A 26199-nucleotide genomic window follows, 5' to 3' on the forward strand; every position below is an offset into this window, starting at 1 on the left:
GCGCATGGACACTTTCGCCACATTCGTTCAGTTCATCGACCAGTGGGCATGGATCGGCTGGCTCGTCCTGATCGCCGCTTTCCTGGTGATCGAGATGCTGACACTCGATTTCACCTTCCTGATGCTGAGTTTCGGCAGCGCCATCGGTCTCGTCACCGATCTCATCGGGCTTCCGGTGTGGGTGCAGGTGATCATCGCCGCCGCAGCCGCCGCGATCTTCATCCTCTTCCTTCGGCCGCCGCTGCTCAAGCGCCTTCGTCGCGGCGAGGATCCGACCAAATCGAACGTCGACGCCCTCATCGACCTCCGCGGCATCGCGCTGCATGAGATCACGCAGGTATCGGGACAGGTGAAGCTGAGCAACGGCGACACCTGGACCGCACGAACCCCCGCCGGTGTGCCCATTCCGCAGGGCGCGACGATCGCGATCACCGCGGTCAGCGGCGCGACCGCCATCGTCCGACCCGTCAACGACTAGGAGACTTCAGTGAACGATTCCTCGTTCATCCCGACCGCGATCCTCTGGATCCTGGTGGTCGCGATCATCATCTTCGTGGTGGTGACCATCGCCCGATCGATCCGGATCATCCCGCAGGCGACTGCGGGAGTCGTCGAGCGGCTCGGCCGGTACCACAAGACCCTGATGCCCGGTCTGAACATCCTGGTGCCCTTCATCGATCGCCTCCGCCCGCTTATCGACATGCGTGAGCAGGTCGTCTCGTTCCCCCCGCAGCCGGTGATCACGGAGGACAACCTCGTCGTCTCGATCGACACGGTCGTGTACTTCCAGGTGACGGATGCTCGAGCGGCGACCTACGAGATCGCGAACTACCTCGGCGCCGTCGAGCAGCTCACGACCACCACGCTCCGCAACGTCGTCGGTGGACTGAATCTCGAAGAGGCGCTCACCAGCCGTGACAACATCAACGGCCAGTTGCGCGTCGTCCTCGATGAGGCCACGGGCAAGTGGGGAATCCGCGTCGGCCGCGTCGAGCTCAAGGCGATCGACCCGCCCCTGTCCATTCAGGACTCGATGGAGAAGCAGATGCGCGCCGAGCGTGACCGCCGCGCCGCCATCCTGACGGCCGAGGGAACCAAGCAGTCCGCGATCCTCGAGGCTGAGGGCGCACGGCAGGCAGAGATCCTCCGCGCCGAAGGTGACAAGCAAGCCGCCGTCCTCCGCGCCCAGGGAGAGGCGGAGGCGATTCAGAACGTCTTCACCGCCATCCACCAGGGCGCACCGGACGACAAGCTGCTCGCGTATCAGTACCTGCAGATGCTGCCGAAGATCAGCGAGGGCCAGTCCAACAAGCTGTGGATCATCCCGAGTGAGCTCACCGAGGCGCTCAAGGGCATCGGCACCGCTTTCACGCCGCGTCCCGGATCCGGCCAGCCGCCGACCAGCCCACCTCCGGGCGTGTGACGCACCCCTATTTCGGCAAGGCGCGGCATCCTCGAGTCCTCGCCCATCGTGGTCTTCTCACCGCGGCGGGCGAGGATTCCGGTGTCTGGGACAACACGGCCGCCGCCTTCGCAGCCGCTCATGCCGCGGGAGCCGAGTACATAGAGACCGACTGCCAGGTCACCGCAGACGGTGACGTCGTGCTCTTCCATGACGCGACACTTCAGCGCCTTACCGGCGATCCACGGCGCGTCGATGAGGTGGGCACGGTCGAACTCGCCCGACTGTTCGCCGACCACGGCGGCCTTCTGACGGTGGCTGAGGCTCTGGACTCCTTCCCCACTGCGCGGTTCAACATCGACGTGAAAACCGCCGCCGCCGTGGAACCGTTGGGGCCGATCCTCGCCGACCATACTCATCGCGTACTGGTCACGAGCTTCTCCGACGCGCGCCGACGCGCGACGATCGCAGCGGTGCTACGCGCCGGCGCCGCCCTGCCTCCTGCCAGCTCAGCCGGAAGCCGCACCATTGCGGCGCTTCGCGGGTTGTCCTCGGTGCGCCTCTCCCCCGCGCGTCTTCTCCGCGACATCGACGCGTTGCAGATTCCGGAGAAACACGGCGCGATACGCGTGCTCACACCGGCCCTCCTGCGTGCCGCACATCGGCACGGCGTGGAAGTCCACGTCTGGACCGTCAACGAACCCTCAGACATGCAACGGCTCGTGAGGCTCGGCGTCGACGGCATCGTCTCGGACCGTGCCGACATCGCGGTGAAGACCCTCCAATCGTTCTGACCCCTCCGCACGTCCCTGGGCGCTGAGATTCGACTGTGAATCCAGGCCAAAGGTCGCTGACATGGATGAAGCGCACAGGCTGAGGCGTTATACCTGACAACGACGAGAGGACCACACAATGGCAGATCGCAGCCTGCGCGGCATCCGACTCGGCGCCCAGAGCCTACAGAGCGAAGAGGGCGTCGTTTTCATGGAACGCCGCGAGACCATTTACACCTGTGACGAGTGCGGACACGTCACCAACCTGATGTTCTCGGCCGAGGCCGAGCCGCCGCAGACCTGGGAGTGCCGCTCGTGCGGCGCCGACGCGCGTCTGAACATCGACGGTCAGGCCGTGACCCTCGAGGTCACCGACGAGAAGGCTGTGCGCACGCACTGGGACATGCTCATGGAGCGCCGCACCCGGGCGGAACTCGAGGAACTGCTCGAAGAGCGCCTCGCCTTCATCCGCGCCCGCCGCGGTGCCGGTGAGGACCCGACCAGGGAGAAGATCGGCGCCTAACGCCGACGTGCGCGCCACCCACTGAGGATGAGCGCGCCCAATCCGCCCCACATCAGCAGTTGCTGAACCCAGGGGCCCAGCAGCACACCAGCCGTGAGGCCGGAGCGGAGCTCGACATCCTCGAGCATCGCCCCGGCCTCATCTGCGTTCAGCGACACCACCGTCGAGCCGTCGGGGCGAATGATCTGGCTGGTGCCGACCGTCGAGATGTTCACCACGGTCCTGCCGGTCTCGATCGCCCGCATCCGCGCGATCGCGAGCTGCTGGAGATTCTCGTCGGTGCCACGGAAGTCGGCGTTGTTCGTCTGGAAGACCAAGACTTGCGCACCGGCGTTCAGTCCTGCGTTGATGACATCGTCGTAGATCACATCGAAACAGATCGCCAGCCCGACCGTCGCGGCGTCCACCTCGGCGACCGGCGGGTTCGTGCCCGGCGTGTATTCACGTTGGAGCAGACCGATCAGATCCGGAGCGAGTGCGTTGAAGAACGCACGATCGGGCACGTACTCCCCGAACGGAACCGGATGCCGTTTGTCGTGCAGTTGATCCGCAGTGCCTGCCTGTGTCCACAGCAGCGAGGTGTTGAAGTATCTGTCGTCGCGCGCCGTCGCCGCGTTCACCAGAAGCGGCGCGTCGAGTCTGGTCGATAGCAGCGTCAGACGCCGAGCCAACGTCGGGTCCGCGGTGGGGTCGCCGTCGAGTGACCCTTCCGGCCAGACCACGAGGTCGACGTCCTCGCCGATGAGCGGCTTCGTCGCATCGGTCTGCGCCTGGATCACCGAGTACGGCTCACGGACGTCGAAGTAACCGGTCGGGCCGTTACCCTGCACGGCGCCGATCCGCAGCGTGCCGGTGGGCGACGTCGGGAACAGCGGGGTGAAGAGCATCACCAGCACGAGGACGACCGGCGCGATGAGCCGCACCGGCCGCTGCCAGGCGCGCAGGCGGACGACTTCGATGAGCATCGCGACGAGCAGGATCATGAGGAAGCTCACACCGCTCACGCCGAGCCAGGATGAGATCGGAGCCAGCGGGCTCTGCGCCTGACTCATTCCGATGCGTGCCCATGGAAAGCCGCCATACGGCCAGGAGCCGACGAAGAGCTCACGACCGACCCAGAGGGCGGCGATGACGGCCGGAAGCCCGAGGAGACGCCCTGTGGTGCCGGGGAAGGCACGTGGCATCCAGCGATAGGCCAGCGCGATCGGAATGATGCCGACGGCGGTGAGGACGCCTTCCACGACGCTGAGGGCGGCCCACGGTACCGGACCGAGATAGCGCGAGGTCCAGGAGACCAGCAGGGTGAAGAAGACCACGCCGTACACCGTGCCGACGAGCAGTGCTCCCCCGGCGCGCCGACCGATCAGTGCCAGCAGCAGAAACGCCGCGGCGGGGAAGGCGAGAATCCAGGCGGCGACGTCCGGGTAGGCGAGATCCATCAGTCCGCCGGCGACCGCCGCGAAGACCACGGCAGCCCAGAGCGGCAGGAGCGGCTTCAGGCGCGCGGGAGCGTTCGGCATCCGCTCCTCCTCACATCGACGAGTATGCGACGATGCCACGGCGCACGCCGTCGAGTGCGGCCCGGGCGGTCCGCGCAAGGGCAGCATCCTCGGCCACGATCGAGAGCTGGTCGAGCAAGTCGATCGTCTGCTTCGCCCACCGCACGAAATCGCCCGCGGCCATGTCTGCGTCGATGAGCACTCGGTCGAGCATCCCTCCGCGCGCCCAGCTATGCATCGCCCCGGCGAGCCCCGCAGCCAGGGGCTCGCTCCCCGGCAGATGATGGTCCTTCTCCAGGTCGTCCAGCTGAGCCCACAACGTCGACGTCTTCTCGTACGCCGCACGGAACGCGCCTCTGGGAAGGCCTCGCTCCCCCGAGTTCGCCTCATCGCGTCGGGGTTCGTAGACCAGGCAGCAGGCCATCGCGGCCAGCGACGGCGCGTCCAGTCCGGTCCACAGGCCCTGGCGAAGCGACTCCGCGACGAGCAGATCGCGCTCACCGTAGATGCGGCGCATCGTACGCCCGGCATCCGTCAGGCTCGTCTCGGCTCCTGATCCGGTGACGTAGTCGAGGGTCTCGAGCACTTCGACCACCCGGTCGAAGACTCGCGCGACCGTACCCGTCCTCGTCTCGATCTGCCGGCGGATCCGGTCGTTCTGCCGCTTGAGCTTCCAGTAGCGCTCGGCCCAGCGGGCGTGCGTCTCTCGGTCGGGACAGTTGTGGCACCCATGCCGCTGCATGCGTGTGCGCAGACTCTGAATGCGCTTGACCCTCTTCTCGCGCTCTGCGCGCGAGCCATGGGAGTCCTGACGGTTCTTCTTCTCCAGATCGCTGAGCTCACGGCGGATCGCCGCATACTCGGGGAAGTCGCCGTGCTCGCACGCCATCGACTTCTGATAGCCGGCGAGGGACTCCTCGGCTTCGCGCACCTGGCGCGCCAGACCCACCACGGCGCGGTCGGCTTGGAACTGGGCGAACGAGGACTCCAGGATCTGCCTGGCTCGCGTCTTCCCGAACAGGTCGATGAGGTTGACGGCCATGTTGTAGGTGGGACGGAAGCTGGAGTTCAGCGGATAGGTGCGCCGCGATGCGAGAGCGGCGACCGCCTGCGGATCCATCCCCTCGGTCCATTGCACGACCGCGTGGCCTTCGACGTCGATGCCGCGACGCCCGGCGCGACCGGTGAGCTGCGTGTACTCCCCCGACGTGATCGCCACGCGCGCCTCGCCGTTGAACTTCTCCATCTTCTCGAGCACCACGGTGCGCGCAGGCATGTTGATCCCGAGCGCCAGCGTCTCGGTGGCGAAGACGGCCTTGACGAGCTTGAGGCGGAAGAGCTCCTCGACGACCTCTTTGAACGCCGGGAGGAGTCCGGCGTGGTGGGCGGCGACGCCGCGCTCGAGGTTGTCCAACCAGTCCCAGTACCCGAGGACACCGAGGTCCTCCTCCTGAAGCGCACGGGTGCGCTCCTCGACGATCGCGCGGATTTCGGCGCGCTCCTCGACCGTGGTGAGGCGGATGCCGGAACGGCGCACCTGCTGCACGGCGGCGTCGCACCCGACACGGCTGAAGATGAAGAAGATCGCGGGCAGAAGATTCGCGCGCTCGAGCAGTCGCACGACATCCGGGCGATCCATGCGCTCGATCCGCCGCACGTTGGCCGCGCGTGCCGGTTTGTGGCCTCCACGCGGTCGTTGCGCGTGCCTTCCCGCATGACGTTCGCTGCGATACGTCTGCGCCTCACGGTTGCTGTCGTACCTGGACCCGGTGAAGGAGCGGATGCGCATCAGCTCTTGATTCACCTGAGCGGTCGCGATGCCTGCACGGTCGTCGAAGAGCGGGAGCAGGTCGTCGCGGACGAGCACATGCTGTTCCAGCGGCACCGGCCGGATCTCGGAGACGATCACTTCGGTGTCGCCGCGAACCGTGTCGAGCCAGTCGCCGAACTCCTCTGCGTTGGAGACGGTGGCGCTGAGGGACACGAGCCGCACCTGCTGCGGGAGGTGGATGATGACCTCTTCCCAGACAGCTCCGCGGAAACGGTCCGCGAGGTAGTGGACCTCATCCATCACGACGTAGCGGAGATCGCGAAGGGCGGCGGAATCCGCATAGATCATGTTCCGCAGCACCTCGGTGGTCATCACCACGATCCGGGCGTTGCCGTTGATGTTCGTGTCACCGGTGAGAAGGCCGACCTGATCGGCGCCGTACACCTCGACGAGCTCACGGAACTTCTGGTTCGAGAGCGCCTTCATGGGCGTCGTGTAGAAGGCCTTGTCGCTCGGCGTCTGCATCGCGAGATGGATCGCGAACTCGCCGATGATGGTCTTTCCCGCGCCGGTGGGAGCGGCGACCAGCACGCTGTGACCGCGCTCGAGTGCGTGGCATCCGGCGACCTGGAACGGATCCAGGTCGAAACGCTGGACTGCCGCGAAAGCGGTCGTCTCAGGATGATCGGTCGCGTCCCGTGCGGCGGAGTACCGCTCGGACGGCGAACTCATGCGGTGTCCGGGATGAGCCCGGCCGCCGCATTGCGCTTGTGCTTACGCCGATCGAAGAGCATGGACAGTCCAGCGGCCGCGAAGTACAGCACGATCAGGATGCCGGCGAGCATCAGCATGCTCACCACATCGGCTGCGGGAGTCGCCAGCGCCGCGAATACCGTCGCGATGATGATCGCGATCCGCCATCCCTTGAGGATCGCACGGCCGGACATGATCCCCGCGAAGTTCAGCGCCACGAGGAAGACCGGGAGCACGAACGAGATGCCGATCACGATCATCAGTTTGAAGACGAAGTCGTAGTACTCCTGCGCGTAGTAGAAGTTCGTCGCGCCGTCAGGTGTGAAGCTCCACATCAGTTCGATGACGTGAGGCATGATCATCACGCCCAGGTAGCAGCCCCCGAAGAAGAGCGGCACGGCCGCGAGGACGAACCCGACGGTGTACTGGATCTCCTTGCGAGTGAGCCCCGGCATGATGAACGCCCAGACCTGCCACAGCCATATCGGCGCGGACAGGAACAGTCCGATCGAGAACGCGATGCGCATACGCATGTCGAACGCGGACGTGATCGTGCCGAAGTTGAGGGCGCTGAAATCGTCACCGCGTTTCTCGGTGATGATGCGGATCGGCTCGGTGATGAAGTGGATGATGGGATCCGCGACGATGAACGCGATCACCATACCGACCAGCAACGCGAGCGCTGCCCACATCAGGCGCTTGCGCAGCTCGACGAGGTGCGCGCCTAGCGACATCCTCCGGTCGCGGTGCGGCGTCTTACCTTTGTCCGCGGTGGATTCTGAGACTTCCACGGACGGTCAGGCGCGCGGCGGAGTCTCAGGCTCGGAACCGGGGTCCTTGACCGTGCTCTGCTCGGCAGAGGTGGAATCGGCGCGCGCGCCGTCCTCTTCCTTCATGGCCTTCATCTCGCCCTTGAACACGCGAGCGGACTGCCCCATACTCTTCGCAAGTGCCGGGAGCTTCGCTGCTCCGAACAAAAGAAGGATCACAGCGAGGACGATCAGCAGATGCCAGCCTTGCATTCCAGCGAACATGTCTTCTTCCCGTCGTAGGTGGTTTCGATCAGTCTAATGGTCAATCATCGTGCTGCGGATGCCGATACAGTGCGAGTCCCGCCGCCGCCCATTCTCGGGTGGCCGTCCGCGCGATGCCGGGGTCTTTCACCTCGAGTGCGCCGCCGAAGCGGGCGGCGATGCGCTTGATGCCGCGCGGGTCGGCCAGACGCAGGCGGGCTTCGAGGACTCCGTCGCGTGTTTCGACGTTGTCCGCGGAGAGGAATCCGCCGAGCAGGGGTGCGAGTCGCTCAGGGAGCACTACCCGAACCTCGCCCTCTTCATCGACGGCGGAGAACGCCTCGGGGACGGAGTCGCCCGCGTGCGTGATCGGAATATCTGTCAGCTGCGGGTCACTGACGCGGTCCAGGTGGAAGGTGCGCATCGCCTCGCGCAGATGACACCAGCCCTGCAGATACCATTGCGCGTTGGTGATCAGGATCTGCACAGGGTCGACCGTGCGCGTCGTCGGTGCGGCATCCGGCGCCTGATACGTGAAGGAGACGGCTACGCCCTCCTGCACTCCCCTGGCGACGACCTGCCGCACGTGATCGACGGCGCTCGGGGCGACGACCACCTCGGCCGGCGCGTTCGCCGCACCTCGGGACAGCTTGGAGATGAGTCCGGCGATGAGGCCCGAATCGGAGACCGCAGGCACTGCTGCGACCATCTGAAGCCCGGCGAGCAACGCTGCCGCCTCCCTCGCGGTGAACCGAGGCACTCTCCGTAGGGCGACGTCATTGGTGATCTCGATGACGTCGTCCTCGTCGAGGAGATCCCAGTTGATGTCGAACATCTCCTGGGGCTGCTGCCAGTAGCCGGAGTCGCCCGGCAGCCCGATAACGGTGAGCTTCTCCACCATCCCGCGCATCTCCTGGGGCGTCACACCGAACTCCTCGGCGGCCTCGGCGAGCGATACCTGCCCGTGCTCGAGGAGGTACGGCACCAGTGTGAGATAGAGCCGGACTCGGTCGGCTGCGAGCAGCGGCTTGGTCTGAGCGCTCATCGTGCCTCCTCCGCATCCGTATGGCTCTCGATGACCGCACGCAGACGGGCGATCACCGCATCGCGCAGCGGGGCAGGCTCCACGACTCTGACCTCAGGACCGTAGGACGCGATCTCGTCGGCGAGGATGTGAAGATCCACGAACGGCACGCGGATGCCCTGCGGTGCCGCCGTCGCTCGACGCCCCAGCCGCAGCGCGGCCTCTGTGCCCGGTGTGACCTCCAGGAGAGCCGTGTTCTCCGCCGCAACGCGGTCGAGACCGGCCAGCGCGCGTTCTCCCGCCCCGTCACGCAGTCCGGGAGCGAAAGTCTCGTTCGTGATGGTGACATCGCCAGTGATCCGGCTGAGCAGGAACATCCGATCGGCGTCGGCATCGACATCGATGCCGAAGACATGCCATCGCGCCGCATAGTCCACGAGCGCCAGAGGGCGGATCCGACGGCGCCGCGGAGCATCCTCACCCGGCTTGAGATAGTCGAACACGACCACTCGGCATTTCTCGATCGCGTCCTGAAGGGGCGCGAATCCGGCGTCGCGTGCGGTGATCCGCGGCGCGAATCCGATGATCGGCTCGTCTCCGTCGATTCCGAGCGCACGGATCTTGCGCACTCCGGACTGCGCGTCGGCCGAAACGGATTCCGCGCTCCAGACGCTGCCTGCCAGTCGCAGTACCGCAAGCTCGGCGGAACTGAACTCGATGTCGCTGGGCAGGTCGTATTCTGCCTGCGGTATGCGATACCGAGCCTCGCGGAGGTCATTCGGGTCGGACGGATCTCCGATGGTCTCGATCGGCACACCGAGTGTGCGCAGTTCATCCTTGTCGCGCTCGAACATCTTCTCGAGAGCATCCGCGCGCGTTCCGGCATCGGCACGCTGCCGATAACCGGAGACGTTGTCGAGGATCTGCTGCTTGGTGAGCCCGATCTCCGTGGCCATCAACGCCACGACGAGATTCGTCAGGCGCTCCTCCGCGGGAATCCGGGCAGCCATCACTGCGTCGGTGCCGAGGTGACACCCAGAACATCGACGACGACCGCGACCGCGGGCGAACCGTCGGTCGCCGGCAGCACGACCATCACCTGGGAGCCGACCGGCTGGCCGACGAGAGCGTCGGCCACTGGGGCGGGGAGCTGCGCACTTGGCTTGTCGCCCCACGTGGTCTGCAGAATCTGCTTGTCGTCCCAGCCGATGGCGGTGAAATTGACCAGCGGAGTCTGCTCGGCCGTCAACACTTCACCTTCACCCTTGATGAGCGTCTGCACCGTCTGCTTCTCGGGTGCTGCACTGTCCGGAATGATGATGCCGGGGGTGCCGTCTGACGCGCGGACGACGGTCGGCAGGCCGCGCGCATCGTTGAACTGGAGAGTACCCTCGGCCTTCGGCAGGAATGCGTCCAGCACGTCGATCACGAAGATCGCGGTGTCGTCGGCGGCCAGACCGAGTCCTTCGATGTTGGCCGGTCCGAAGTCATCCGCGGTGAGCGCGGCGAGGATGCGTGTACCGGCGGTGGCGCACTGCAGGACGTCGCCGAGACCCGGCGAGCGTTCCGCCCACTCGTTGATGGTCAACGCCGGCGCTGCGGCGTTCGAGTCGTAAGGCGTGGCGAACACCTGCTTGCCGGTTTCGCCGCTGTAGATCGACAGCTCGAGGTTCAGCGCCTGCTGCGCGCTCACCAGCGCGCGGCCATCACCCGTTGCGACGTCGGTGAAAGACGTCTTCTTGACGTGAACCGGCGAGAACACCTCGACCTCTGGGGCTTCGCCCACTTCGCCTTCGACGGTGACAGCCTCGCCGATGCCGCTCGCCGACGCCGTCCGATCGCAGGAAGCACCGTTGAAGGTCGGAGCCGCGGTGCACCCGGTCAGGGCGAGGACGGCAAGGCTGAGGGTGGCCAGAGCGGCGGACGTTTTACGCACGCGCTCCAGTCTATTCCGTCCCCTGCTCGGTTTCGCGCGATGCCGAGGCGAGACGCGCCCCATCGGCCGCCTTCGCGGCCTCCCTGGCACGCTTGCGCAGATTCTTATCGGTGATCTCGCGGTCCCCCACAGCCCCGGGGGTCCACTGCTCGACATCGGCGTCACCGTAGCTGCTCTTGGACGCACGGCGCTTGACAGAGGGAGCGATCGCCCCCGGTGCCAGACGACGCGCGGTGAGCAGGAAACCGGTGTGCGCGACCATTCGGTGGTCTGGTCGGACAGCGAGCCCCTCGACGTGCCAGCCGCGGACCATGGTTTCGGACGCGTCCGGATCCGTGAAGAGTCCGGTGCCACGGATGTACTCGGCAACCCTCGAGAGCTGCGTCGCGGTCGCGACGTAGCAGAGCACCACGCCACCCGGTGTGAGCGCCTCGGCGACAGCATCCATGCATTCCCAGGGCGCGAGCATGTCGAGCACCACGCGATCGACGCTCCCGGAAGGCTGCTCGAGAGGAAGAGCCTCGGTCAGGTCGCCGACGACGACGCGCCAGGTATCCGGAGTTCCGCCGAAGAAGGTCGCGACGTTGCCCTTGGCGACCTCTGCGAAATCGTCGCGACGTTCGAACGACACGAGCTTTCCAGCGGGACCGACCGCGCGCAGCAGCGAGAGCGACAGCGCCCCCGAGCCCACCCCGGCCTCGACCACTGTGGCACCGGGGAAGATGTCGGCCTGCATCACGATCTGCGCAGCATCCTTGGGGTAGACGATCGCCGCGCCGCGCGGCATCGACATCGCGAAGTCCTTGAGCAGTGGGCGAAGCGCGAGGTACTCGTGCTCCGAACTGTTCGCCACGACAGAACCGTCTGGAAGGCCGATGAGATCCCGGTGCCGCAGGACGCCGTGGTGCGTGTGAAGCTCGCCGTCCTCCTTGAGGGTGACGGTGTGCAGGCGGCCCTTGGGTCCCGTGAGCTGCACACGATCGCCCTCGCGGAACGGCCCACTGGGGCGCTGTGCGCTCGCTTCGGTCATCGGGTGACTCCTGTCATTGCGGTCATTCGGCCGAAGAGGTCGACCAGATCGGCGGCTTTTCGCTCATGCAGCGTCGGCCAGAGTTCGTGGGCGCCGAGATCGTCGAGGGAGACGATGTGGGGCACGCCAAGCGCCACGGCGCCCGATGCGATTCCAGAACGCAGCCCGGTCGGGGAATCCTCGATGACGACGGCGTGCGCGATGTCGATGTCGAGCAGCTCAGCGGCTCGGAGGTACGGCTCAGGGTGCGGCTTCGGTTGCTCGACATCATCGCCGGCGACCACGATGTCGAACGCGTCGAATTCGATGAGCTCGACGACGCTCAGCGCCATCCGCCGCAGCGACATGGTCACGAGGCCGGTGCGGATGCCCGCATCCTTGAGGTCGCGGAGAAGCTCACGCGCGCCGGGGCGGAACGGCACGCCATTCGTCCGCAGTGACTCCTGCACCTGGTCCGTCAAGTACTGGATGATGGCCTCGGGGTCCATCTCGACGCCCGCGTTCCGCAGAATCACGGCACTGTCGTGGAGGCCGTTGCCGACCAGCTGCAGCGCATCGGCGTGGCTCCACGTTCCGCCGAACGACTCCACCAGCACCGTCTCCGCAGCCATCCAGTACGGTTCCGTGTCGACGAGTGTTCCGTCCATGTCCCAGAGGACTGCCTTGGGCTGTCTGATCACTGAACCCATGTTAGCCGCGGCCGCGCCCACACCCCCGCCGACGCCGACTAGCCTTGGGGTACCTGTCCACGACCTCGAAGGGAGCCCACGATGGATGTTCTCGGTTCGCGCATCATCATCGCCGCCTTCGACGGCTGGAACGATGCGGGCGAGGCGGCGAGCGGTGCGATCGAGGCGCTGCGGTCGATGACCGACTACGACCTCGTGCACTCGATCGACCCCGAACTGTACTTCGACTACCAGTACACGCGCCCGGCCACCCGGATGGATGCCGAGGGCAGACGTCAGCTGCGATGGCCCGAGGCCGGACTGTGGCGACCGCGCGATGCCGGCACCGGTCCCGAGTTCTGGCTGCTCACCGGCGTCGAGCCGGCACGCACCTGGCAGGCGTTCGCCAGCGAGTTCATCGACGTCGCACTGCGCGACGACGTATCCGGTCTGGTGACGCTCGGTGCCATGCTGTCCGACGTTCCGCACACGCGCCCGATCTCGATCTTCGCATCGAGCCAGAACGAGCAGGTGCGCGAAGCGCACGGTCTGGAGCGCTCGCTCTACGAGGGGCCGGTAGGCATCCTGAGCGTCTTCGAGCACTTCGCCGAGCATGCCGGCATTCCCACGGCCAGCCTCTGGGCGAGCGTCCCCCACTACGTCGCCACGGCGACTCCCTCGCCGAAGGTCACCCTGGCGCTGCTGGACAGGCTCGAAGAGCTGACCGGTGTCAACGTCCCGCGGGATCATCTGCGCACGGAGGCAGCGGCGTGGGAAGCCTCGATCGACGCGGCTGCGGCAGAGGACGAGGACATGGCCGAGTACATCCGCCAGCTCGAGCGCACCCGCGACACCTGGGACTCCCCCGACGCCTCCGGCGATGCCATCGCCCAGGCCTTCGAGCGCTACCTGCGTCGCCGCGGCGACGGGCCGGGCGACTTCAAGCGCTAGGCGCTCAGGCGGCGATCACTCCGGTGCCGAGCAGGACGAGCAGCACGACGCCGAGCAGGATCCGGTAGATCACGAACGGCAGGAAGCTGCGCTTCGAGATCCAGTTCATGAAGAACGCGATCACGCCGAGGGCGACGACGAACGCGATTCCGGTCGCGGCCAGGGTGTCGCCCAACGAGAAGATCGACGGCTCATCCCAGCTCTTGAACAGCTGATAGAAACCGCTGCCGAAGACGGCAGGGATCGCCAGCAGGAATGCGTAGCGCGCGGCAGCCGCGCGCTCGTAGCCCAGGAACAGCCCGATCGTGATCGTGCCGCCCGAGCGCGAGACACCGGGGATCAGCGACAGCGACTGCGCGAGACCGAACGCGATGCCGTGCGGGACGGTGAGCTCGTTCAGCTTGCGCCGCTTCGCCCCGACGTAGTCCGCGATTCCGAGCAGGATGCCGAAGACGATGAGCATGATGGCGATGAGCCACAGCGAGCGGAAGACGGTCTCGATCTGATCCTGGAAGAGCAGGCCGAGCACGACGATCGGGATGCTGCCGATGATGATCAGCCATCCCATGCGTGCATCCGGGTCGTTTCGCGGCGCCTTCCCGGTCAGGGACCGGAACCACTGCGAGATGATCCGCACGATGTCGCGCCAGAAGAACACCACGACGGCGGCCTCGGTGCCGATCTGCGTGATCGCGGTGAAGGCGGCCCCCGGGTCCTCACCGGAAGGCAGGAACGTTCCGAGAATGCGCAGATGCGCGCTGGAGGAGATCGGCAGGAACTCGGTGAGTCCCTGGACGATGCCGAGGATGAGCGCTTCAAGCAGGTGCATGGAGGAGCCTTCTGTGTTCGTGGAGCGGCGCAGGTGCGGTGGATGCGCGCTCAGTAGTGGCGCAGCAGATCGGTCAGCACCTGCTGGCCGAAGACAAGTGATTCTACGGGCACGCGTTCGTCGACTCCGTGGAACATCCCGGTGAAGTCCAGATCGGCCGGCAGCCGGAGAGGGGCGAAGCCGTACCCGGTGATGCCGAGGTAGGACAGCGCCTTGTTGTCGGTTCCGGCGCCCAGCAGGTACGGAATCACCGGAACACCGGGATCGTGCCGTCCGAGGCTCGCGACCATCGCCTCCACGAGATCGCCGCTGAAGGGCGTTTCCATGCCGATGTCGCGGACCACCGTCTCGATGGTGATCTCGTCTCCCACGATCTCCTGCAGCTGCGCGAGCACGTCGTCCTCGGTGCCGGGGATGACGCGCACGTCGATGAGCGCCTCTGCGCGCTCCGGGATGACGTTGTGCTTGTATCCCGCGGTGAGCACGGTCGGGTTCGTGGTGGTGCGGAACGTGGAGCGCAGGAATGCCTCGGCGGGGCCGGCGGCGGCAGCCAGAGCGTCCGGATCGTCCACGGGGCGACCGCTCAAGGCACTGAGACCGTCCAACAGCGCCTCGGTCGTCGCTGTGAGCCGGATCGGCCAGCGGGTGCGCCCGATCGCGGCGACCGCCTCGGCGAGTTTGGTGACGGCGTTGTCTTCGTGCAGCCTGCTCCCGTGGCCTGCTCGCCCCTTGGCGACGAGGCGGATCCAGATGAGCGCCTTCTCGCCGACCTGGAGCAGGTACGCGCGCCGGTCGTCGACCGTGATCGAATATCCGCCGACCTCGCTGATGGCCTCCGTCGCTCCGGCGAACCATTCCGGTCGGTTCTGGACAACCAGCGCCGAGCCTTCGACTCCGCCGTTCTCCTCATCGGCGAAGAACGCCAGAACGAGGTCGCGCTCCGGCTGCTCCCCCGCGCGCAGGATGTCGGCGACCGAGGTGAGGATCATCGCGTTCATGTTCTTCATGTCGACCGCTCCGCGGCCCCACAGCATCCCGTCCTGCACGATGCCGGCGAACGGGTCCACACTCCAGTCCTTCGCCATCGCGGGCACGACGTCGAGGTGGCCGTGCACGACCAGCGCCGGCTTCGTACGGTCACGGCCGGGAACGCGCGCCATGACGTTGGTGCGCCGCGGGATCGGCTCGTAGTACTCCGGCGTCAATCCGAGCGATTCCAGGTACGCGCCGACGTACTCGGCTGCCTCGCGCTCACCCTTCGCGTTGCCACCTCCGAAGTTCGAGGTGTCGAAGCGGATGAGTTCGCTCGCGATGCGGACGACCTCGGGGACGGAAGGATCGATCATGCATCCCAGGCTATCGAAACGACGTGCCACGCCCGGGCGCTGCCCCGGTTCGAACAGTCTCGCGGATCGTGCTAGTGTCATTCTTCGGTCGGCAACGATCATCCAACACCTGCGCGGGTGGCGGAATGGTAGACGCGCTGCGTTGAGGTCGCAGTGCCCGCAAGGGCGTGGGGGTTCAAGTCCCCCTCCGCGCACAGGTATGGAGAAGGCCCCCGAGAGGGGGCCTTCTTCGTATCCAGGGTGATCGGAGTCGCCATGCCAGGACTGAAACGCGGGATGCTCTCCCTCTTCGTCGTGTCAGCGGTGCTGCTCACAGCGTGCACGCAGCCGGTTCTGTCCGGGAACCCCGGTTCCTCCCCGTCGCCCGGTCCGACAAGGTCATCGCCTGGTCCGATAGACACGGGAGAACCGACCGTCATCGCCTCCGGTCTCGATGCGCCGTGGTCGGTCGTCTTCGCGGGCGATACCGCACTCATCAGCGAGCGCGACACGGCGATCGTGCGCGAACTGCTCGCCGACGGCTCGACGCGCGAGGTGGGCACCGTAGGCGGCGTCACCGCCAGAGGCGAGGGCGGCCTGCTCGGACTCGCCGTGCACGACGACACCTCCCTCTACGTCTACTCGACGGGCAGCGACGGCAATCGCATCCAGCGTTTCCGCCTCACCGGCGAGCCGGGATCCCTGTCGATCGGCGCAGTGGAGACGATCATCGATGGACTGCCATCGGCCGGAAATCACAACGGCGGCAGGATCGCCTTCGGCCCCGACGGGATGCTGTACGCCACGACCGGCGACGCCGGGGATCCGGACAGCGCGCAGGATCGCGACAGTCTCGGTGGAAAGATCCTGCGACTCACACCGGATGGCACAATCCCCGCCGACAACCCCTTCCCCGACTCCCCCGTGTACAGCTTCGGCCACCGCAACCCGCAGGGCATCGCATGGTCGGAGGACGGCACCATGTACGCCTCGGAGTTCGGACAGGACACCTGGGATGAGCTGAACGTCATCGCTGCCGGGGAGAACTACGGGTGGCCCGAGGTCGAGGGCATCGCCGGCGCACCGGACTATGTCGACCCCGTGCAGCAGTGGGCGCCGGCTGATGCGAGCCCGAGCGGCATCGCCATTCGCGGAGGGATGCTCTACATCGCGAATCTGCGCGGTGAGCGACTCCGTGTCGTGCCCCTGGACGATCCGTCGACCTCCTCGGAGATTCTCGTCGGCACGCATGGGCGGCTGCGCGACGTCCTCGAGACCCCGGACGGTGCCCTGTGGGTGCTCACGAACAACACCGATGGGCGCGGGGACCCCGGCGAGGACGACGACCGGTTGCTTCAGCTCGACTGAGCGACCTCAGAGCGCTCCGACGCCGAAGACCAACCCGAGCACGTAGGTGACGGCAGCTGCCCCGAACCCGATGGCCAACTGGCGGAGTGCGCGACGCAGAGGGGGGCCGCCGGAGAGGATGCCGACCATGGCTCCCGTCGACAGCAGCGCTATGCCGACGAGCACGAGTGCCACGATGATGGCTGTGGTTCCTTGCAGGCCGAACAGCCACGGCAGAACCGGAATGATCGCCCCCGACGCGAACAGCAGGAAACTCGAGATCGCCGCCGTCCAATCTCGGCCGACGATCTCATGGTCATCGGATGCACCGTGGACGCGGACAGGTCCGGTGACCGTTCGACGCACGCCTTCCTGCGCTGCCGCGACGACGCGGCGCGCCCGCGCCAGCGCCTCCTCCTGGGCCATCCCCCTCGCCCGGTAGACCAGCGCGAGCTCGTTCTCGTCGATGTCGAGGTCGGCCGCGGCATCCGCTGCGTCCTCATTCGCCTCCGTGGATGCGAGGAGCTCGCGCTGGGAGCGCACCGACACGAACTCCCCCGCGCCCATCGAGAGCGCTCCGGCGAGCAGACCGGCGATGCCACTGAAGAGCACGAATCCCGAACTCACCCCGGTCGCACCGATGCCGAGCACCAGGGCCAGGTTGCTGACCAGTCCGTCATTCGCGCCGAACACGGCGGCACGGAAGGAGCCGGAAAGCCGCCGTCGGCCCCGCGCGGCGAGTCCTCGGACGACCTCGTAGTGGACCTTCTCATCTGCCCGCATCGCCGGTGTGGCGTACTGCTCAGCGTCGTAGGGCGAGCGTGCCTCGGCGTTCTGCGCGAGGGCCAGAACGAAGATCGAGCCGAAGCGACCGGCCATCCAACCGAGCATCCGAGAACGCGCGCCGGCGCTGGGAAGACGTGCGGGTTCTCCGCCGAGCAGGTCGAGCCAGTGCTGCTCGTGACGGCGTTCGGCATCAGCGAGATGGAGCAGGATCTGCTGTTCTTCGCCGGTTCGTCGCGCGGCGAGCTTCTGATAGACGAGTCCCTCCGCTCGCTCTTCCACCAGGTAACGGGCCCAGCGGCGGCGATCGGCTGCGGTCGGCTCGGCGGCAGCGGGCGCGGTCATGGAACCTCCAGGTCGATTGGCAACCGTTCCACGCTATCCGCGCGGCGGGACCGGATACGGCCGGATACCCGGATTGCCAGCATTTCGGGCATCCGAACGGGCCGGCGGACGGCTCTGCGCGAGGCTGGAACTACGACCGCACGCGTTTGCGAAGGACATCGATCCGTGACTGCAATTGCGTCACGGTCGCCTGTGCGACGGCGGGACCGCCGCAGATGCGCCGAAGCTCGGCATGCACCGCACCGTGCGGCTCGCCGGCCTGGCGGGCGTAGAGTCCGACGAGGCTGTTCAACAACTGTCGCTGCTCTCGAAGGGTGCGGTGCAGCGGCGCGGGCAACGTGGAGGTCGCGGTGGGTTCGGTGTTCGCTTCGCGTGTCTCGCGCAACCGTGATTGGCGCGCCTGTCGCTGCATCAGCAGCTCGTGCACGTGCTCCGGCTCGAGCAGGCCGGGGAATCCGATGAACTCCTCCTCCTCGGGCGTACCGGGCTCGGCGAGCTGGCCGAACTCGTCGCCGTCGAAGACGACACGGTCGAAGTGGGCGAGCGACGAGATCGCCTTGTAGCTGAACTCCTGCGTCAGGGCGTCTGAGGCGTCTTCTTCGCGGTTCGCACTGTCCAGGAGCGAGTCGTCGAGACCGTCCTCGTCTTTGCTCTGGCGATCCAGCGCGTGATCGCGCTGCTTCTCCATCTCGTTGGCGAGGCCCATCAGCACGGGGACGTTGGGAAGGAACACGCTCGCGGCCTCGCCTCGGCGTCGCGCACGCACGAAGCGTCCGATCGCCTGTGCGAAGAACAGCGGCGTCGACGAAGACGTCGCGTACACGCCGACGGCGAGCCTGGGCACATCCACGCCCTCGGACACCATGCGCACCGCGACCATCCAGCGGTCGGTGCTCGCGCTGAACTTCTCGATGCGCTCCGAGGCCGTCGCGTCGTCGGAGAGGACGACCGTCGGATGCTGACGAGTGATGCTGTGCAGGATCTTCGCGTAGGCCCGCGCCACCGTCTGGTCGGTGGCGAGGACCAGTCCCCCGGCATCCGGCACGTGATGGCGGATCTCGGTGAGCCTGCGATCTGCGGCCGACAGCACCGCGGGCATCCAATCGCCCTCAGGGTCCAGAGCCGTCCGCCACGCCTGTGACGTGACATCCTTCGTGTTGTCCTGCCCGAGATGCGTCTCGATCTCGTCACCCGCGCTGGTGCGCCAGCGCATCTTGCCCGCGTACATGTGGAACAGCACAGGCCGCACGACGCCGTCCGCGAGAGCGCGACCGTAGCCGTAGCGGTAATCAGTGCTGGAGACGCGCGCGCCGGATTCGTCCGGCAGGTAGTCGACGAACGGAATCGGCGCGGTATCGCTGCGGAACGGCGTTCCGGACAGCAGCAGACGGCGCCGCGCCGGGCCGTAGGCGTCGCGAATGGCATCGCCCCAGCTCAGCGCGTCGCCGCCGTGATGCACCTCGTCGAGGATCACCAGCGTCTTGGCGTCTTCGGTGAGGTGACGGTGCACGGATGACTTCGCCGCGACCTGGGCGTACGTGACGACCGCACCGTGGTAGTGCCGCGCCGGCGCCCAGTGACTGTTCTTGAACCGCGGGTCGAGCCGGATGTGGACGCGAGCGGCGGCATCCGCCCACTGGGTCTTCAGATGCTCGGTCGGCGCCACGACGATGATCCGGTCGACCTCACCGATGCGCAACAGCTCGACGGCGAGCGTGAGTGCGAAGGTCGTCTTACCTGCGCCCGGTGTCGCCGCCACCAGGAAATCCCGCTGATCGGCCTGGAAGTACGCGTCGAGCGCCTCCCGCTGCCAGGCGCGGAGCTTGTCGGCCGTCCCCCACGGGGCGCGCTGGGGGAAAGACGGAGAGAGCATCGAGTCAACGATAATCGCTGTGTCCGACATTCCTCGCGCGCGCTCCCCCGGCGCTCGGTGCGAGGTAGGCTCGGTCACTGCGCCGTGGCCACCGCCGGACGGTGTTCGTTCGCGAAGGAGAGCTGGATGACCGACCAGGATTCGACTCGGACCTCACCCCTCGACAACGAGACGGTCCACCCGTGGCGACGTTTCGTCGCCGTCGGGGATTCATTCACCGAGGGAATCGGCGACCCCGATCCCGCTGCCCCTGGCGGACACCGCGGTTGGGCCGACCGCGTCGCCGCGGTTCTTGCTCAGCAGGTCGATGACTTCGCCTACGCGAATCTCGCGGTGCGCGGGAAGCTGATCGCTCAGATCGTCGCGGACCAGATCGAGCCCGCCGTCTCGCTGCGCCCGGACCTCGTGTCGATCTGCGCGGGCGGGAACGACGTCATCCGGCCCGGCACCGATCCGGACGCCATCGCCGCCCAACTCGAGGATGCGGTCGCCCGCCTCGCCTCGACCGGCGCATCCGTGCTCTTGTTCACCGGCATCGATACGGGGTTCACGCCGGTGTTCCGTCCGTTCCGAGGAAAAGTCGCGATCTACAACGAGAACGTGCGCGCGATCGCCGATCGGCACGACTGCATCATCGCCGATCAGTGGGCGCTCAAGGTCGTGCAGGATCTGCGTTTCTTCGACGACGACCGCCTGCACTACAACGCACTCGGCCACCACGAAGTGGCGCGGATGGCGCTGCGCGCCCTGAACGTCCCGAACGACCTCTCCGCCATGCAGCCGGAAGCCATCCCGATGCGCACCTGGCGCGAGGCCCGCTCCGAAGACCTCGGCTGGGCACGCGAGCACCTGGTGCCGTGGGTGCTCCGGCGCATTCGTCACCAGTCATCTGGGGACAACATCGGGGCCAAGCGACCCGATCCCGCGCCGGTCGTCTGGCCGCAGGCCGACTAGACGTCAGACCCGCCGAGCGAGTGAGACCTCGATCAGCGGGAGGAACTCGCGTGGGATGACCGCGGTGACGACGAGGTCGTCGGCCATCCTGACGCCGATCGCGTAGACGAACGGGTCTGTGTCGATCTCGACGGACGGGATTCGAGTCCCATCGACCACGACGGATGCCGCGGTGTTCACCGCCGCCGGCGTCACCTGCCACCCGGTCGTCTCGAAAGGTCCGGGTGGGCCGGCGGGTATGCCGAGCTCTTCCCGGAATCGGTTCATCAGAATGTGGTTCGTATGGTGGATGATCTGGTTGCCGAGATCCTCAGGGGTCGGATCTCGGCGCCACGTCGTGCGCACCGCCTCCCAGATGCGGGGATAGCGCATCTTCTCGGCCCCTCGGACGAGCCAGTCCGGCCGGGGCCAGGGCGGAACCTCGTCGAGAGCCGCGCGGGTCTGCTCGTCGAGTTCGGCGAGATTGACAGGATCGTCACGGTCCTGCGGGTTCCGCCAGACGGTGTATCCAACCGCAACCTCGAGCTCTCCGGGTCCGCCGGAACCCCCGACAGTTCCGAGACCCGGTGAGCGATCGTCCTCGAGCGAAGGCTGCGCGCCGAGTCCCCAGACCGGAAACGGAAGCGCCCGTATCCTCGCTTCAGCCTGGGCGAACGGATCCGGTGCATCCGGTGGCAGAACTCCCGCGAACTCCATCATCCGAGTCTGCGGCAGTCCCCTCGTTGGGGCAAGAACGTCAGCGCGACAGCGACCACAACGCCACCGCCGCCGCTGAAGCGACGTTGAGGGAATCCACTCCCCCACGCATCGGGATCGTGACGACCGCATCCGCGACCTCCAGCGCGCGCTCCGAAAGACCGTGGCCTTCGGACCCCATCACCAGCGCCACCCGGGGCGGGCGATCCGCCGCATACGCGTCAAGCGTCACCGCGTCATCGCTCAGCGCGAGGGCCGCGAGCTCGAAACCCACTGCATGCAGTTCCTCCGCCGCGGCATCCCATTCTCCGAGCCGTGTCCACGGCACCTGGAACACCGTGCCCATGCTCACTCGTACGCTTCGACGGTACAGCGGATCGCTGCACCGCGGAGACACGAGCACGGCATCCGCTCCGAGCCCCGCGGCCGCACGGAAGGCGGCGCCGACATTCGTGTGATCCGCGAGGTCGTCCAGGATCAGAACCAGGGAGGCGTCTTTCACGACTTCGGAGACAGACGGGAGCACGGGCCGGTGCATCGACGCGATCGCGCCTCGATGCACGGCGAACCCGGTGACGCTCTCCGCCACGTCGTCCGGAACCACGTAGACCGGAACCGGCGCACCATCAAGGATCGTCCGGATCTCGTCGACTCGACGCTGCTGCACCATGACCGACCGGGGACGATGCCCCGCGGCGCACGCGCGGGCGATGACTTTCGCTGATTCCGCGATGTACAGGCCTCCCGCGGGCTCCACAACGCGGCGCAGAGCGACCTCGGTCAGCGATCGATAGTCGTCCAGGCGCGGGTCGTCCGCGGTGTCGACGTGCACGAGTTCCATAGGCGTCCAGCCTGACACGTCCCGCGGGCATCGTAGAATCACTCGAGGAGGTGCCGTGAGCGCGATGACAGACGAAGAGCTTCAAGCTCGCCTCGTCGAATCCGCTGATCTGCTCCGCGGGCACCGGATCGCACTCCTCACCGGAGCGGGCATCTCGACGGATTCCGGCATTCCCGCCTATCGTGGCGAGGGCGCACGTCCCGGCAGCGATCCCATGACGATCCAGACATACCTGGGCGATGAGGCTGCTCGCCGCCGGTACTGGGTCGGTGGGCATCTCGGCTGGCGCGCGTTCGCGAATGCGGCACCGAACGCCGGCCATGTCGCGCTCGCCGAGATGGAGTCATCCGGCGTCGTCAGCGGCGTGATCACGCAGAACGTCGACGGACTGCACCTGCGCGCCGGGAGCTCGCACGTCATCGAGGTGCACGGGACGATGCGCCGTGTCTTCTGTCTGCACTGCGGTCAGGTCTTCGACCGTCGTGACGTCGCTGTGCAGATCGAAGAACGCAACCCTTGGATCGCGGTGCCCGAGAACGTGGCGCTCGCCCCGGACGGCGATGTCCTGCCGGAGACGACCGCGGGCTTCGTCATCCCGACGTGCACGGTGTGCGACGGGATGCTCAAACCGGACGTCGTCTTCTTCGGCGAGTATGTACCGCCGGACCGGTTCCGCGCCGCCGAGTCGCTGCTGCGCGCCAGCAACGCCCTGATCGTGGCCGGCTCCTCGCTCGTCGTCAACTCGGGCGTGCGTCTCATCGAACGCGCTCGCCGCCGCGGCATTCCGCTGATCATCGTCAACCGAGAGCCGACTCGCGCGGACCCGTGGGCGAATGTCACCATCGCCGCGGGCACCAGCGATGTGCTCCCTGCCCTCCAGGAGCTGTTGAAGTGACCCTGCTCACGCTCGTCCGCCACGGTCAGACCGATTGGAACCTCGACCGCCGTATCCAGGGCACCACGGACATCGCCCTGAACGACACCGGACGCGCCGATGCGCGCACGGCGGCCGCGCTCCTCGCCGATGGAACGCACCACACGATCTATGCCAGTCCTCTGGTGCGCGCACACGAGACCGCGCAGATCATCGCTGCGGAGCTCGGCCTCGACGCGCCGCTGCTCGTGCCCGACATGCGGGAGCGGGAGTTCGGTGCGGGCGAGGGGATGCTGGTCACCGACTACATCCAGACCTACGGCGATTGGCTCTCCGACGTGCCTGGTGCGGAGTCGCTCGCCCAGGTTTGCGAGCGCTCCATGTCGGCGCTTCATCGGATCGCGAGGGACGCGCGTCGCCGCTCGGCGCCCCTCGCCGAGTCCGTCATCGTCGTGACCCACGGCGGCGTGATCCGTTCGCTGATCGACCATGTCTCGGGCGGCACTCTGCCTCGGGACGGCGAACCGCTCCGCAACGGCTCAGTGCACCGATTCGAGGCGTCCCCCGGATCGCTGCGCCTGCTCGAGCACGCCGTCCTCTGACAGATCGTCAGCTGAGCAGCATCGCCCGCCCCGGTTCCTCCAGGATGTCGGCGACATCCTTGAGGAATCGCGCCCCTTCCGCGCCGTCCACGAGACGGTGATCGAAGGAGAGGCTCAGTGTCATCATCTGGCGCAGCGCGATCTCGCCGCGGTACTCCCACGGCTGTCGGCGGACCGCGCCGACCGCGAGGATTCCGGACTGTCCCGGCGGCAGGATCGGAGTGCCCGCATCGACGCCGAAGACGCCGATGTTCGAGATCGAGAAGGTCCCGCCGGCGAGTTCCGCCGGTGACGTCTTCCCGGCGCGCGCGGTCTCCGCGAGGGAGCGCAACGCATCGGCGAGTTCGACGAGTGTGAGCCGTTCCGCGTCTCGGATGTTCGGGACGATGAGCCCTCGCTCCGTCGCTGCGGCGATGCCGAGGTCGACGAAGTGGTGCTGCACGATCTCTGCCGCAGCTTCGTCCCAACTCGAGTTCAAGCCCGGGGTGCGCCCCAACGCGAGGCACACGGCCTTCGCGATAATCGCGAGAGGGCCGATCCGATGACCGGAGAGCGAGCGGTCCTCGCGCAGTGACGCGAGCAGATCCATCGTCGCCGTGACGTCGACCGTGTGGAAGACCGTCACGTGCGGCGCGGTGAAGGCGCTCTGCACCATGGCCGCGGCCGTGTGCTTACGAACCCCGCGGATCGGGATCCGCGTCTCTCGCTCCGCGTCGGCGAAGGATCCGACCGACCGCGGTGCCGCGAACCCGATCGCTTCGGCAGCGGGAGTTTCGACGGCCGTTGCAGCGCCGACCCGCTCAGCGTAGACATCGACGTCGCGGCGGGTGATCACCCGATCGCCGACCTCCGCAGCCACCAGGACGAGATCGATGCCCAGACGCTTCGCGTGAGCGCGCACGGGGGGCGTGGAGCGCGGGCGCTCGAGGACCTGCTCCGTGGTCGCTCGGGGACTGGCGTCGTGCGGGGCTGCTTCGAGCACTGCGGTGTCGGCCGAGACGGACACCGCCGAAGCGCGGCGGGTTCGACGAGCGGGGCGACCGGAAGACGACGGTGCTGCACCGTAACCGACGAGGTTCGGCTGCGCCTTCTCCTGCGGTTTGTCCTGGGCAGGCGCATCCGTCGTTGACGGCTCCTCACCGACCACATCGAATTCGATCAGCGGAGCGCCAACGGCGACGGTCTCCCCCGCCTCCGCATGCAGCGCAGACACCGTTCCCGCATAGGGCGACGGAAGCTCGACCACGGCCTTCGCCGTCTCCACCTCGGCGAGCGTCTGGTTCAAGGCGACGGCGTCGCCGGGTGCGACCAGCCACTGCACGACCTCGGCCTCGGTGAGTCCTTCACCGAGGTCGGGAAGTCGGAACTCGGCGATCATGCTTCGGCCCCCGTCAGGCTGTTCGGACGGTCCAGAACCCGGTCGACGGCATCGAGGAGCCGGTCGAGATCCGGGAGGTGGTACTTCTCCAGCTTGGCCGGCGGGTACGGGATGTCGTGGCCGGTGACCCTGAGGGGTGCGGATTCCAGGTACTCGAAGCAGCGCTCGGTGATGCTGGCGATCACTTCGGCGGCGACTCCTGCTTCTCGCGATGCCTCGTGAGCGACGACGACACGCCCGGTCTTGCGCACGGATGCAGCGACGGAGTCGTAGTCGATCGGCGACAGAGAGCGCAGGTCGATGACCTCGATCGAGATGCCGTCGTCCTCGGCCGCCTCGGCCGCCTGCAGCGCGGTGGAGACCATGGCGCCGTAGGTGATGAGCGTGGCATCCGTGCCTTCACGCACCACACGGGCGAGGCCCATCGGAGGTGCGTCCGCGAGCGGGGCATCGAGGTCGACCTCCCCCTTGTGGTGATAGAGCCGCTTGGGCTCGAAGAAGATCACCGGGTCGTCGGAGGCGATCGCCTGGCGGAGGCTGCGATAGGCGTCCTCCGGGTTGGACACGGCGATCACGCGAAGCCCGGCCGTGTGCACGAAGTATGCCTCCGGCGACTCCGAGTGGTGCTCGGCCGCCCCGATGCCGCCCGCCCAGGGAATGCGGATGGTGATCGGCATCCGCACGCGGCCCTGCGTGCGATAGTGCAGCTTGGCGACCTGAGCGACGATCTGGTCGAACGCCGGATAGACGAATCCGTCGAACTGGATCTCGACGACCGGGCGATACCCGCGGAACGCCAGACCGACGGCGGTGCCGACGATGCCGGACTCAGCCAGTGGAGTGTCGATGACGCGCTTCGCGCCGAACTCGTCGAGCAGACCGTCGGTGATGCGGAACACGCCGCCCAGCTTGCCGATGTCCTCACCGAGGAGCACAACCTTGTCGTCGTCGCGCATGGCCTGACGCAGGCCGGCGCCGAGGGCCTTGCCCAGAGTGAGCTCGGTCATCG

26 protein-coding genes and 1 tRNA gene are annotated in these 26199 nt (G+C 67.1%); 10 read left to right on the top strand and 17 right to left on the bottom strand.

Annotated elements, in window-relative coordinates; genetic code table 11:
* The first annotated feature begins 4 nt into the window (after positions 1 to 4).
* The 4 genes from LTA6_RS16065 (at position 5) to LTA6_RS16080 (ending at position 2698) form a co-directional block, all read left to right on the top strand.
* Positions 5 to 478, top strand: coding sequence for an NfeD family protein (locus tag LTA6_RS16065; protein WP_407358249.1), 474 nt, complete (start codon positions 5 to 7; stop codon positions 476 to 478).
* 9 nt (positions 479 to 487) lie between these two features.
* Complete coding sequence (locus LTA6_RS16070; RefSeq protein ID WP_341974863.1) at positions 488 to 1423, top strand: SPFH domain-containing protein; 936 nt, start codon at positions 488 to 490, stop codon at positions 1421 to 1423.
* Positions 1420 to 2196, top strand: a complete 777-nt coding sequence (locus LTA6_RS16075; protein WP_407358250.1) for a glycerophosphodiester phosphodiesterase family protein — start codon at positions 1420 to 1422, stop codon at positions 2194 to 2196. Before LTA6_RS16070 ends, LTA6_RS16075 begins: the two co-directional genes overlap by 4 nt.
* Positions 2197 to 2314: 118 nt before the next feature.
* Positions 2315 to 2698 (top strand): RNA polymerase-binding protein RbpA, encoded by a 384-nt coding sequence (locus tag LTA6_RS16080; RefSeq protein ID WP_341974867.1) that lies wholly within the window; start codon positions 2315 to 2317, stop codon positions 2696 to 2698.
* Here LTA6_RS16080 and lnt read toward each other — a convergent pair.
* From lnt to LTA6_RS16125, 9 genes are all read right to left on the bottom strand, one after another.
* Positions 2695 to 4218: an apolipoprotein N-acyltransferase gene (gene lnt, locus LTA6_RS16085; protein WP_407358251.1), complete on the bottom strand. Its 1524-nt coding sequence runs from the start codon at positions 4216 to 4218 to the stop codon at positions 2695 to 2697. The genes LTA6_RS16080 and lnt overlap by 4 nt on opposite strands.
* A gap of 10 nt (positions 4219 to 4228) precedes the next feature.
* Positions 4229 to 6700 carry a DEAD/DEAH box helicase gene (locus LTA6_RS16090; protein WP_341974870.1) on the bottom strand — a complete coding sequence of 824 codons (2472 nt, stop codon included), beginning with the start codon at positions 6698 to 6700 and terminating at the stop codon, positions 4229 to 4231.
* A complete protein-coding gene (tatC, locus tag LTA6_RS16095; protein ID WP_341978430.1) occupies positions 6697 to 7455 on the bottom strand; it encodes a twin-arginine translocase subunit TatC in 759 nt (252 codons plus the stop codon). The genes LTA6_RS16090 and tatC overlap by 4 nt, the downstream gene beginning before the upstream one ends.
* Positions 7456 to 7518: 63 nt before the next feature.
* The gene (tatA, locus tag LTA6_RS16100; protein ID WP_363546648.1) at positions 7519 to 7755 is read right to left on the bottom strand and encodes a Sec-independent protein translocase subunit TatA; all 237 of its coding nucleotides are present in this window, start codon (positions 7753 to 7755) and stop codon (positions 7519 to 7521) included.
* 40 nt (positions 7756 to 7795) lie between these two features.
* Positions 7796 to 8779 carry a helix-turn-helix transcriptional regulator gene (locus LTA6_RS16105; protein WP_407358252.1) on the bottom strand — a complete coding sequence of 328 codons (984 nt, stop codon included), beginning with the start codon at positions 8777 to 8779 and terminating at the stop codon, positions 7796 to 7798.
* Positions 8776 to 9768, bottom strand: coding sequence for a helix-turn-helix transcriptional regulator (locus tag LTA6_RS16110; RefSeq protein ID WP_407358253.1), 993 nt, complete (start codon positions 9766 to 9768; stop codon positions 8776 to 8778). Before LTA6_RS16110 ends, LTA6_RS16105 begins: the two co-directional genes overlap by 4 nt.
* Positions 9768 to 10694 (bottom strand): hypothetical protein, encoded by a 927-nt coding sequence (locus LTA6_RS16115; RefSeq protein ID WP_407358254.1) that lies wholly within the window; start codon positions 10692 to 10694, stop codon positions 9768 to 9770. The genes LTA6_RS16110 and LTA6_RS16115 overlap by 1 nt, the downstream gene beginning before the upstream one ends.
* Before the next feature lie 10 nt (positions 10695 to 10704).
* The gene (locus tag LTA6_RS16120; protein ID WP_341974881.1) at positions 10705 to 11724 is read right to left on the bottom strand and encodes a tRNA (adenine-N1)-methyltransferase; all 1020 of its coding nucleotides are present in this window, start codon (positions 11722 to 11724) and stop codon (positions 10705 to 10707) included.
* Positions 11721 to 12371: an HAD family hydrolase gene (locus LTA6_RS16125; protein ID WP_407359293.1), complete on the bottom strand. Its 651-nt coding sequence runs from the start codon at positions 12369 to 12371 to the stop codon at positions 11721 to 11723. The genes LTA6_RS16120 and LTA6_RS16125 overlap by 4 nt, the downstream gene beginning before the upstream one ends.
* A 123-nt stretch (positions 12372 to 12494) precedes the next feature.
* Between LTA6_RS16125 and LTA6_RS16130 the strand changes: the two genes are divergently transcribed.
* Positions 12495 to 13343: a PAC2 family protein gene (locus LTA6_RS16130; RefSeq protein ID WP_341974883.1), complete on the top strand. Its 849-nt coding sequence runs from the start codon at positions 12495 to 12497 to the stop codon at positions 13341 to 13343.
* 4 nt (positions 13344 to 13347) lie between these two features.
* Here the strand turns inward: LTA6_RS16130 and LTA6_RS16135 are convergent, their stop codons facing one another.
* Positions 13348 to 14172, bottom strand: coding sequence for an undecaprenyl-diphosphate phosphatase (locus tag LTA6_RS16135; RefSeq protein ID WP_363546633.1), 825 nt, complete (start codon positions 14170 to 14172; stop codon positions 13348 to 13350).
* Between the two features lie 50 nt (positions 14173 to 14222).
* Positions 14223 to 15518, bottom strand: a complete 1296-nt coding sequence (locus LTA6_RS16140) for a M20/M25/M40 family metallo-hydrolase (protein ID WP_407358255.1) — start codon at positions 15516 to 15518, stop codon at positions 14223 to 14225.
* Positions 15519 to 15629: 111 nt separating this feature from the next.
* Here LTA6_RS16140 and LTA6_RS16145 point away from each other — a divergent pair.
* Positions 15630 to 15712 (top strand) — tRNA-Leu (locus tag LTA6_RS16145).
* A gap of 61 nt (positions 15713 to 15773) precedes the next feature.
* On the top strand, positions 15774 to 16865 hold the full coding sequence (locus LTA6_RS16150) for a PQQ-dependent sugar dehydrogenase (protein WP_407358256.1): 1092 nt from the start codon (positions 15774 to 15776) through the stop codon (positions 16863 to 16865).
* Positions 16866 to 16871: 6 nt separating this feature from the next.
* On the opposite strand, the gene LTA6_RS16155 is transcribed toward LTA6_RS16150, so the two are convergent.
* Positions 16872 to 17972, bottom strand: coding sequence for a VIT1/CCC1 family protein (locus LTA6_RS16155; protein WP_341974887.1), 1101 nt, complete (start codon positions 17970 to 17972; stop codon positions 16872 to 16874).
* A gap of 130 nt (positions 17973 to 18102) precedes the next feature.
* Positions 18103 to 19845 carry a DEAD/DEAH box helicase gene (locus LTA6_RS16160; RefSeq protein WP_341974888.1) on the bottom strand — a complete coding sequence of 581 codons (1743 nt, stop codon included), beginning with the start codon at positions 19843 to 19845 and terminating at the stop codon, positions 18103 to 18105.
* A gap of 126 nt (positions 19846 to 19971) precedes the next feature.
* Here LTA6_RS16160 and LTA6_RS16165 point away from each other — a divergent pair, with 126 nt between their 5' ends.
* On the top strand, positions 19972 to 20799 hold the full coding sequence (locus tag LTA6_RS16165; protein WP_407358257.1) for an SGNH/GDSL hydrolase family protein: 828 nt from the start codon (positions 19972 to 19974) through the stop codon (positions 20797 to 20799).
* A gap of 3 nt (positions 20800 to 20802) precedes the next feature.
* Here the strand turns inward: LTA6_RS16165 and LTA6_RS16170 are convergent, their stop codons facing one another.
* Positions 20803 to 21495 (bottom strand): hypothetical protein, encoded by a 693-nt coding sequence (locus tag LTA6_RS16170; RefSeq protein WP_407358258.1) that lies wholly within the window; start codon positions 21493 to 21495, stop codon positions 20803 to 20805.
* Positions 21496 to 21535: 40 nt separating this feature from the next.
* A complete protein-coding gene (locus tag LTA6_RS16175; RefSeq protein ID WP_407358259.1) occupies positions 21536 to 22336 on the bottom strand; it encodes a TrmH family RNA methyltransferase in 801 nt (266 codons plus the stop codon).
* Positions 22337 to 22400: 64 nt separating this feature from the next.
* Here LTA6_RS16175 and LTA6_RS16180 point away from each other — a divergent pair, with 64 nt between their 5' ends.
* Both LTA6_RS16180 and LTA6_RS16185 read left to right on the top strand, forming a co-directional pair.
* Positions 22401 to 23231 carry a Sir2 family NAD-dependent protein deacetylase gene (locus LTA6_RS16180; RefSeq protein WP_407359294.1) on the top strand — a complete coding sequence of 277 codons (831 nt, stop codon included), beginning with the start codon at positions 22401 to 22403 and terminating at the stop codon, positions 23229 to 23231.
* Positions 23228 to 23812: a histidine phosphatase family protein gene (locus LTA6_RS16185; RefSeq protein WP_363546613.1), complete on the top strand. Its 585-nt coding sequence runs from the start codon at positions 23228 to 23230 to the stop codon at positions 23810 to 23812. The genes LTA6_RS16180 and LTA6_RS16185 overlap by 4 nt, the downstream gene beginning before the upstream one ends.
* Positions 23813 to 23819: 7 nt before the next feature.
* Here the strand turns inward: LTA6_RS16185 and LTA6_RS16190 are convergent, their stop codons facing one another.
* Together LTA6_RS16190 and LTA6_RS16195 are read right to left on the bottom strand one after the other, a co-directional pair.
* Positions 23820 to 25190: a dihydrolipoamide acetyltransferase family protein gene (locus LTA6_RS16190; RefSeq protein ID WP_341974893.1), complete on the bottom strand. Its 1371-nt coding sequence runs from the start codon at positions 25188 to 25190 to the stop codon at positions 23820 to 23822.
* Complete coding sequence (locus LTA6_RS16195) at positions 25187 to 26197, bottom strand: alpha-ketoacid dehydrogenase subunit beta (protein ID WP_341974894.1); 1011 nt, start codon at positions 26195 to 26197, stop codon at positions 25187 to 25189. Before LTA6_RS16195 ends, LTA6_RS16190 begins: the two co-directional genes overlap by 4 nt.
* Positions 26198 to 26199 lie beyond the last annotated feature (2 nt).

The organism is Microbacterium sp. LTA6 (assembly GCF_045690355.1).
Classification (GTDB): Bacteria; Actinomycetota; Actinomycetes; order Actinomycetales; family Microbacteriaceae; genus Microbacterium.

What these genes read in the sequence shown, in the direction of transcription:
- lnt (WP_407358251.1), bottom strand. Translation starts at nt 4,218, where the DNA reads ATGCCGAACGCTCCCGCGCGCCTGAAGCCGCTCCTGCCGCTCTGGGCT.
- LTA6_RS16065 (WP_407358249.1), top strand. Translation starts at nt 5, where the DNA reads ATGGACACTTTCGCCACATTCGTTCAGTTCATCGACCAGTGGGCATGG.
- LTA6_RS16090 (WP_341974870.1), bottom strand. Translation starts at nt 6,700, where the DNA reads ATGAGTTCGCCGTCCGAGCGGTACTCCGCCGCACGGGACGCGACCGAT.
- LTA6_RS16125 (WP_407359293.1), bottom strand. Translation starts at nt 12,371, where the DNA reads ATGGACGGAACACTCGTCGACACGGAACCGTACTGGATGGCTGCGGAG.
- LTA6_RS16140 (WP_407358255.1), bottom strand. Translation starts at nt 15,518, where the DNA reads ATGATCGATCCTTCCGTCCCCGAGGTCGTCCGCATCGCGAGCGAACTC.
- LTA6_RS16165 (WP_407358257.1), top strand. Translation starts at nt 19,972, where the DNA reads ATGACCGACCAGGATTCGACTCGGACCTCACCCCTCGACAACGAGACG.
- LTA6_RS16080 (WP_341974867.1), top strand. Translation starts at nt 2,315, where the DNA reads ATGGCAGATCGCAGCCTGCGCGGCATCCGACTCGGCGCCCAGAGCCTA.
- tatC (WP_341978430.1), bottom strand. Translation starts at nt 7,455, where the DNA reads ATGTCGCTAGGCGCGCACCTCGTCGAGCTGCGCAAGCGCCTGATGTGG.
- LTA6_RS16105 (WP_407358252.1), bottom strand. Translation starts at nt 8,779, where the DNA reads ATGAGCGCTCAGACCAAGCCGCTGCTCGCAGCCGACCGAGTCCGGCTC.
- tatA (WP_363546648.1), bottom strand. Translation starts at nt 7,755, where the DNA reads ATGTTCGCTGGAATGCAAGGCTGGCATCTGCTGATCGTCCTCGCTGTG.
- LTA6_RS16160 (WP_341974888.1), bottom strand. Translation starts at nt 19,845, where the DNA reads ATGCTCTCTCCGTCTTTCCCCCAGCGCGCCCCGTGGGGGACGGCCGAC.
- LTA6_RS16190 (WP_341974893.1), bottom strand. Translation starts at nt 25,190, where the DNA reads ATGATCGCCGAGTTCCGACTTCCCGACCTCGGTGAAGGACTCACCGAG.
- LTA6_RS16155 (WP_341974887.1), bottom strand. Translation starts at nt 17,972, where the DNA reads ATGACCGCGCCCGCTGCCGCCGAGCCGACCGCAGCCGATCGCCGCCGC.
- LTA6_RS16120 (WP_341974881.1), bottom strand. Translation starts at nt 11,724, where the DNA reads ATGACCGAAGCGAGCGCACAGCGCCCCAGTGGGCCGTTCCGCGAGGGC.
- LTA6_RS16175 (WP_407358259.1), bottom strand. Translation starts at nt 22,336, where the DNA reads ATGGAACTCGTGCACGTCGACACCGCGGACGACCCGCGCCTGGACGAC.
- LTA6_RS16130 (WP_341974883.1), top strand. Translation starts at nt 12,495, where the DNA reads ATGGATGTTCTCGGTTCGCGCATCATCATCGCCGCCTTCGACGGCTGG.
- LTA6_RS16170 (WP_407358258.1), bottom strand. Translation starts at nt 21,495, where the DNA reads ATGGAGTTCGCGGGAGTTCTGCCACCGGATGCACCGGATCCGTTCGCC.
- LTA6_RS16110 (WP_407358253.1), bottom strand. Translation starts at nt 9,768, where the DNA reads ATGGCTGCCCGGATTCCCGCGGAGGAGCGCCTGACGAATCTCGTCGTG.
- LTA6_RS16195 (WP_341974894.1), bottom strand. Translation starts at nt 26,197, where the DNA reads ATGACCGAGCTCACTCTGGGCAAGGCCCTCGGCGCCGGCCTGCGTCAG.
- LTA6_RS16180 (WP_407359294.1), top strand. Translation starts at nt 22,401, where the DNA reads ATGACAGACGAAGAGCTTCAAGCTCGCCTCGTCGAATCCGCTGATCTG.
- LTA6_RS16135 (WP_363546633.1), bottom strand. Translation starts at nt 14,172, where the DNA reads ATGCACCTGCTTGAAGCGCTCATCCTCGGCATCGTCCAGGGACTCACC.
- LTA6_RS16150 (WP_407358256.1), top strand. Translation starts at nt 15,774, where the DNA reads ATGCCAGGACTGAAACGCGGGATGCTCTCCCTCTTCGTCGTGTCAGCG.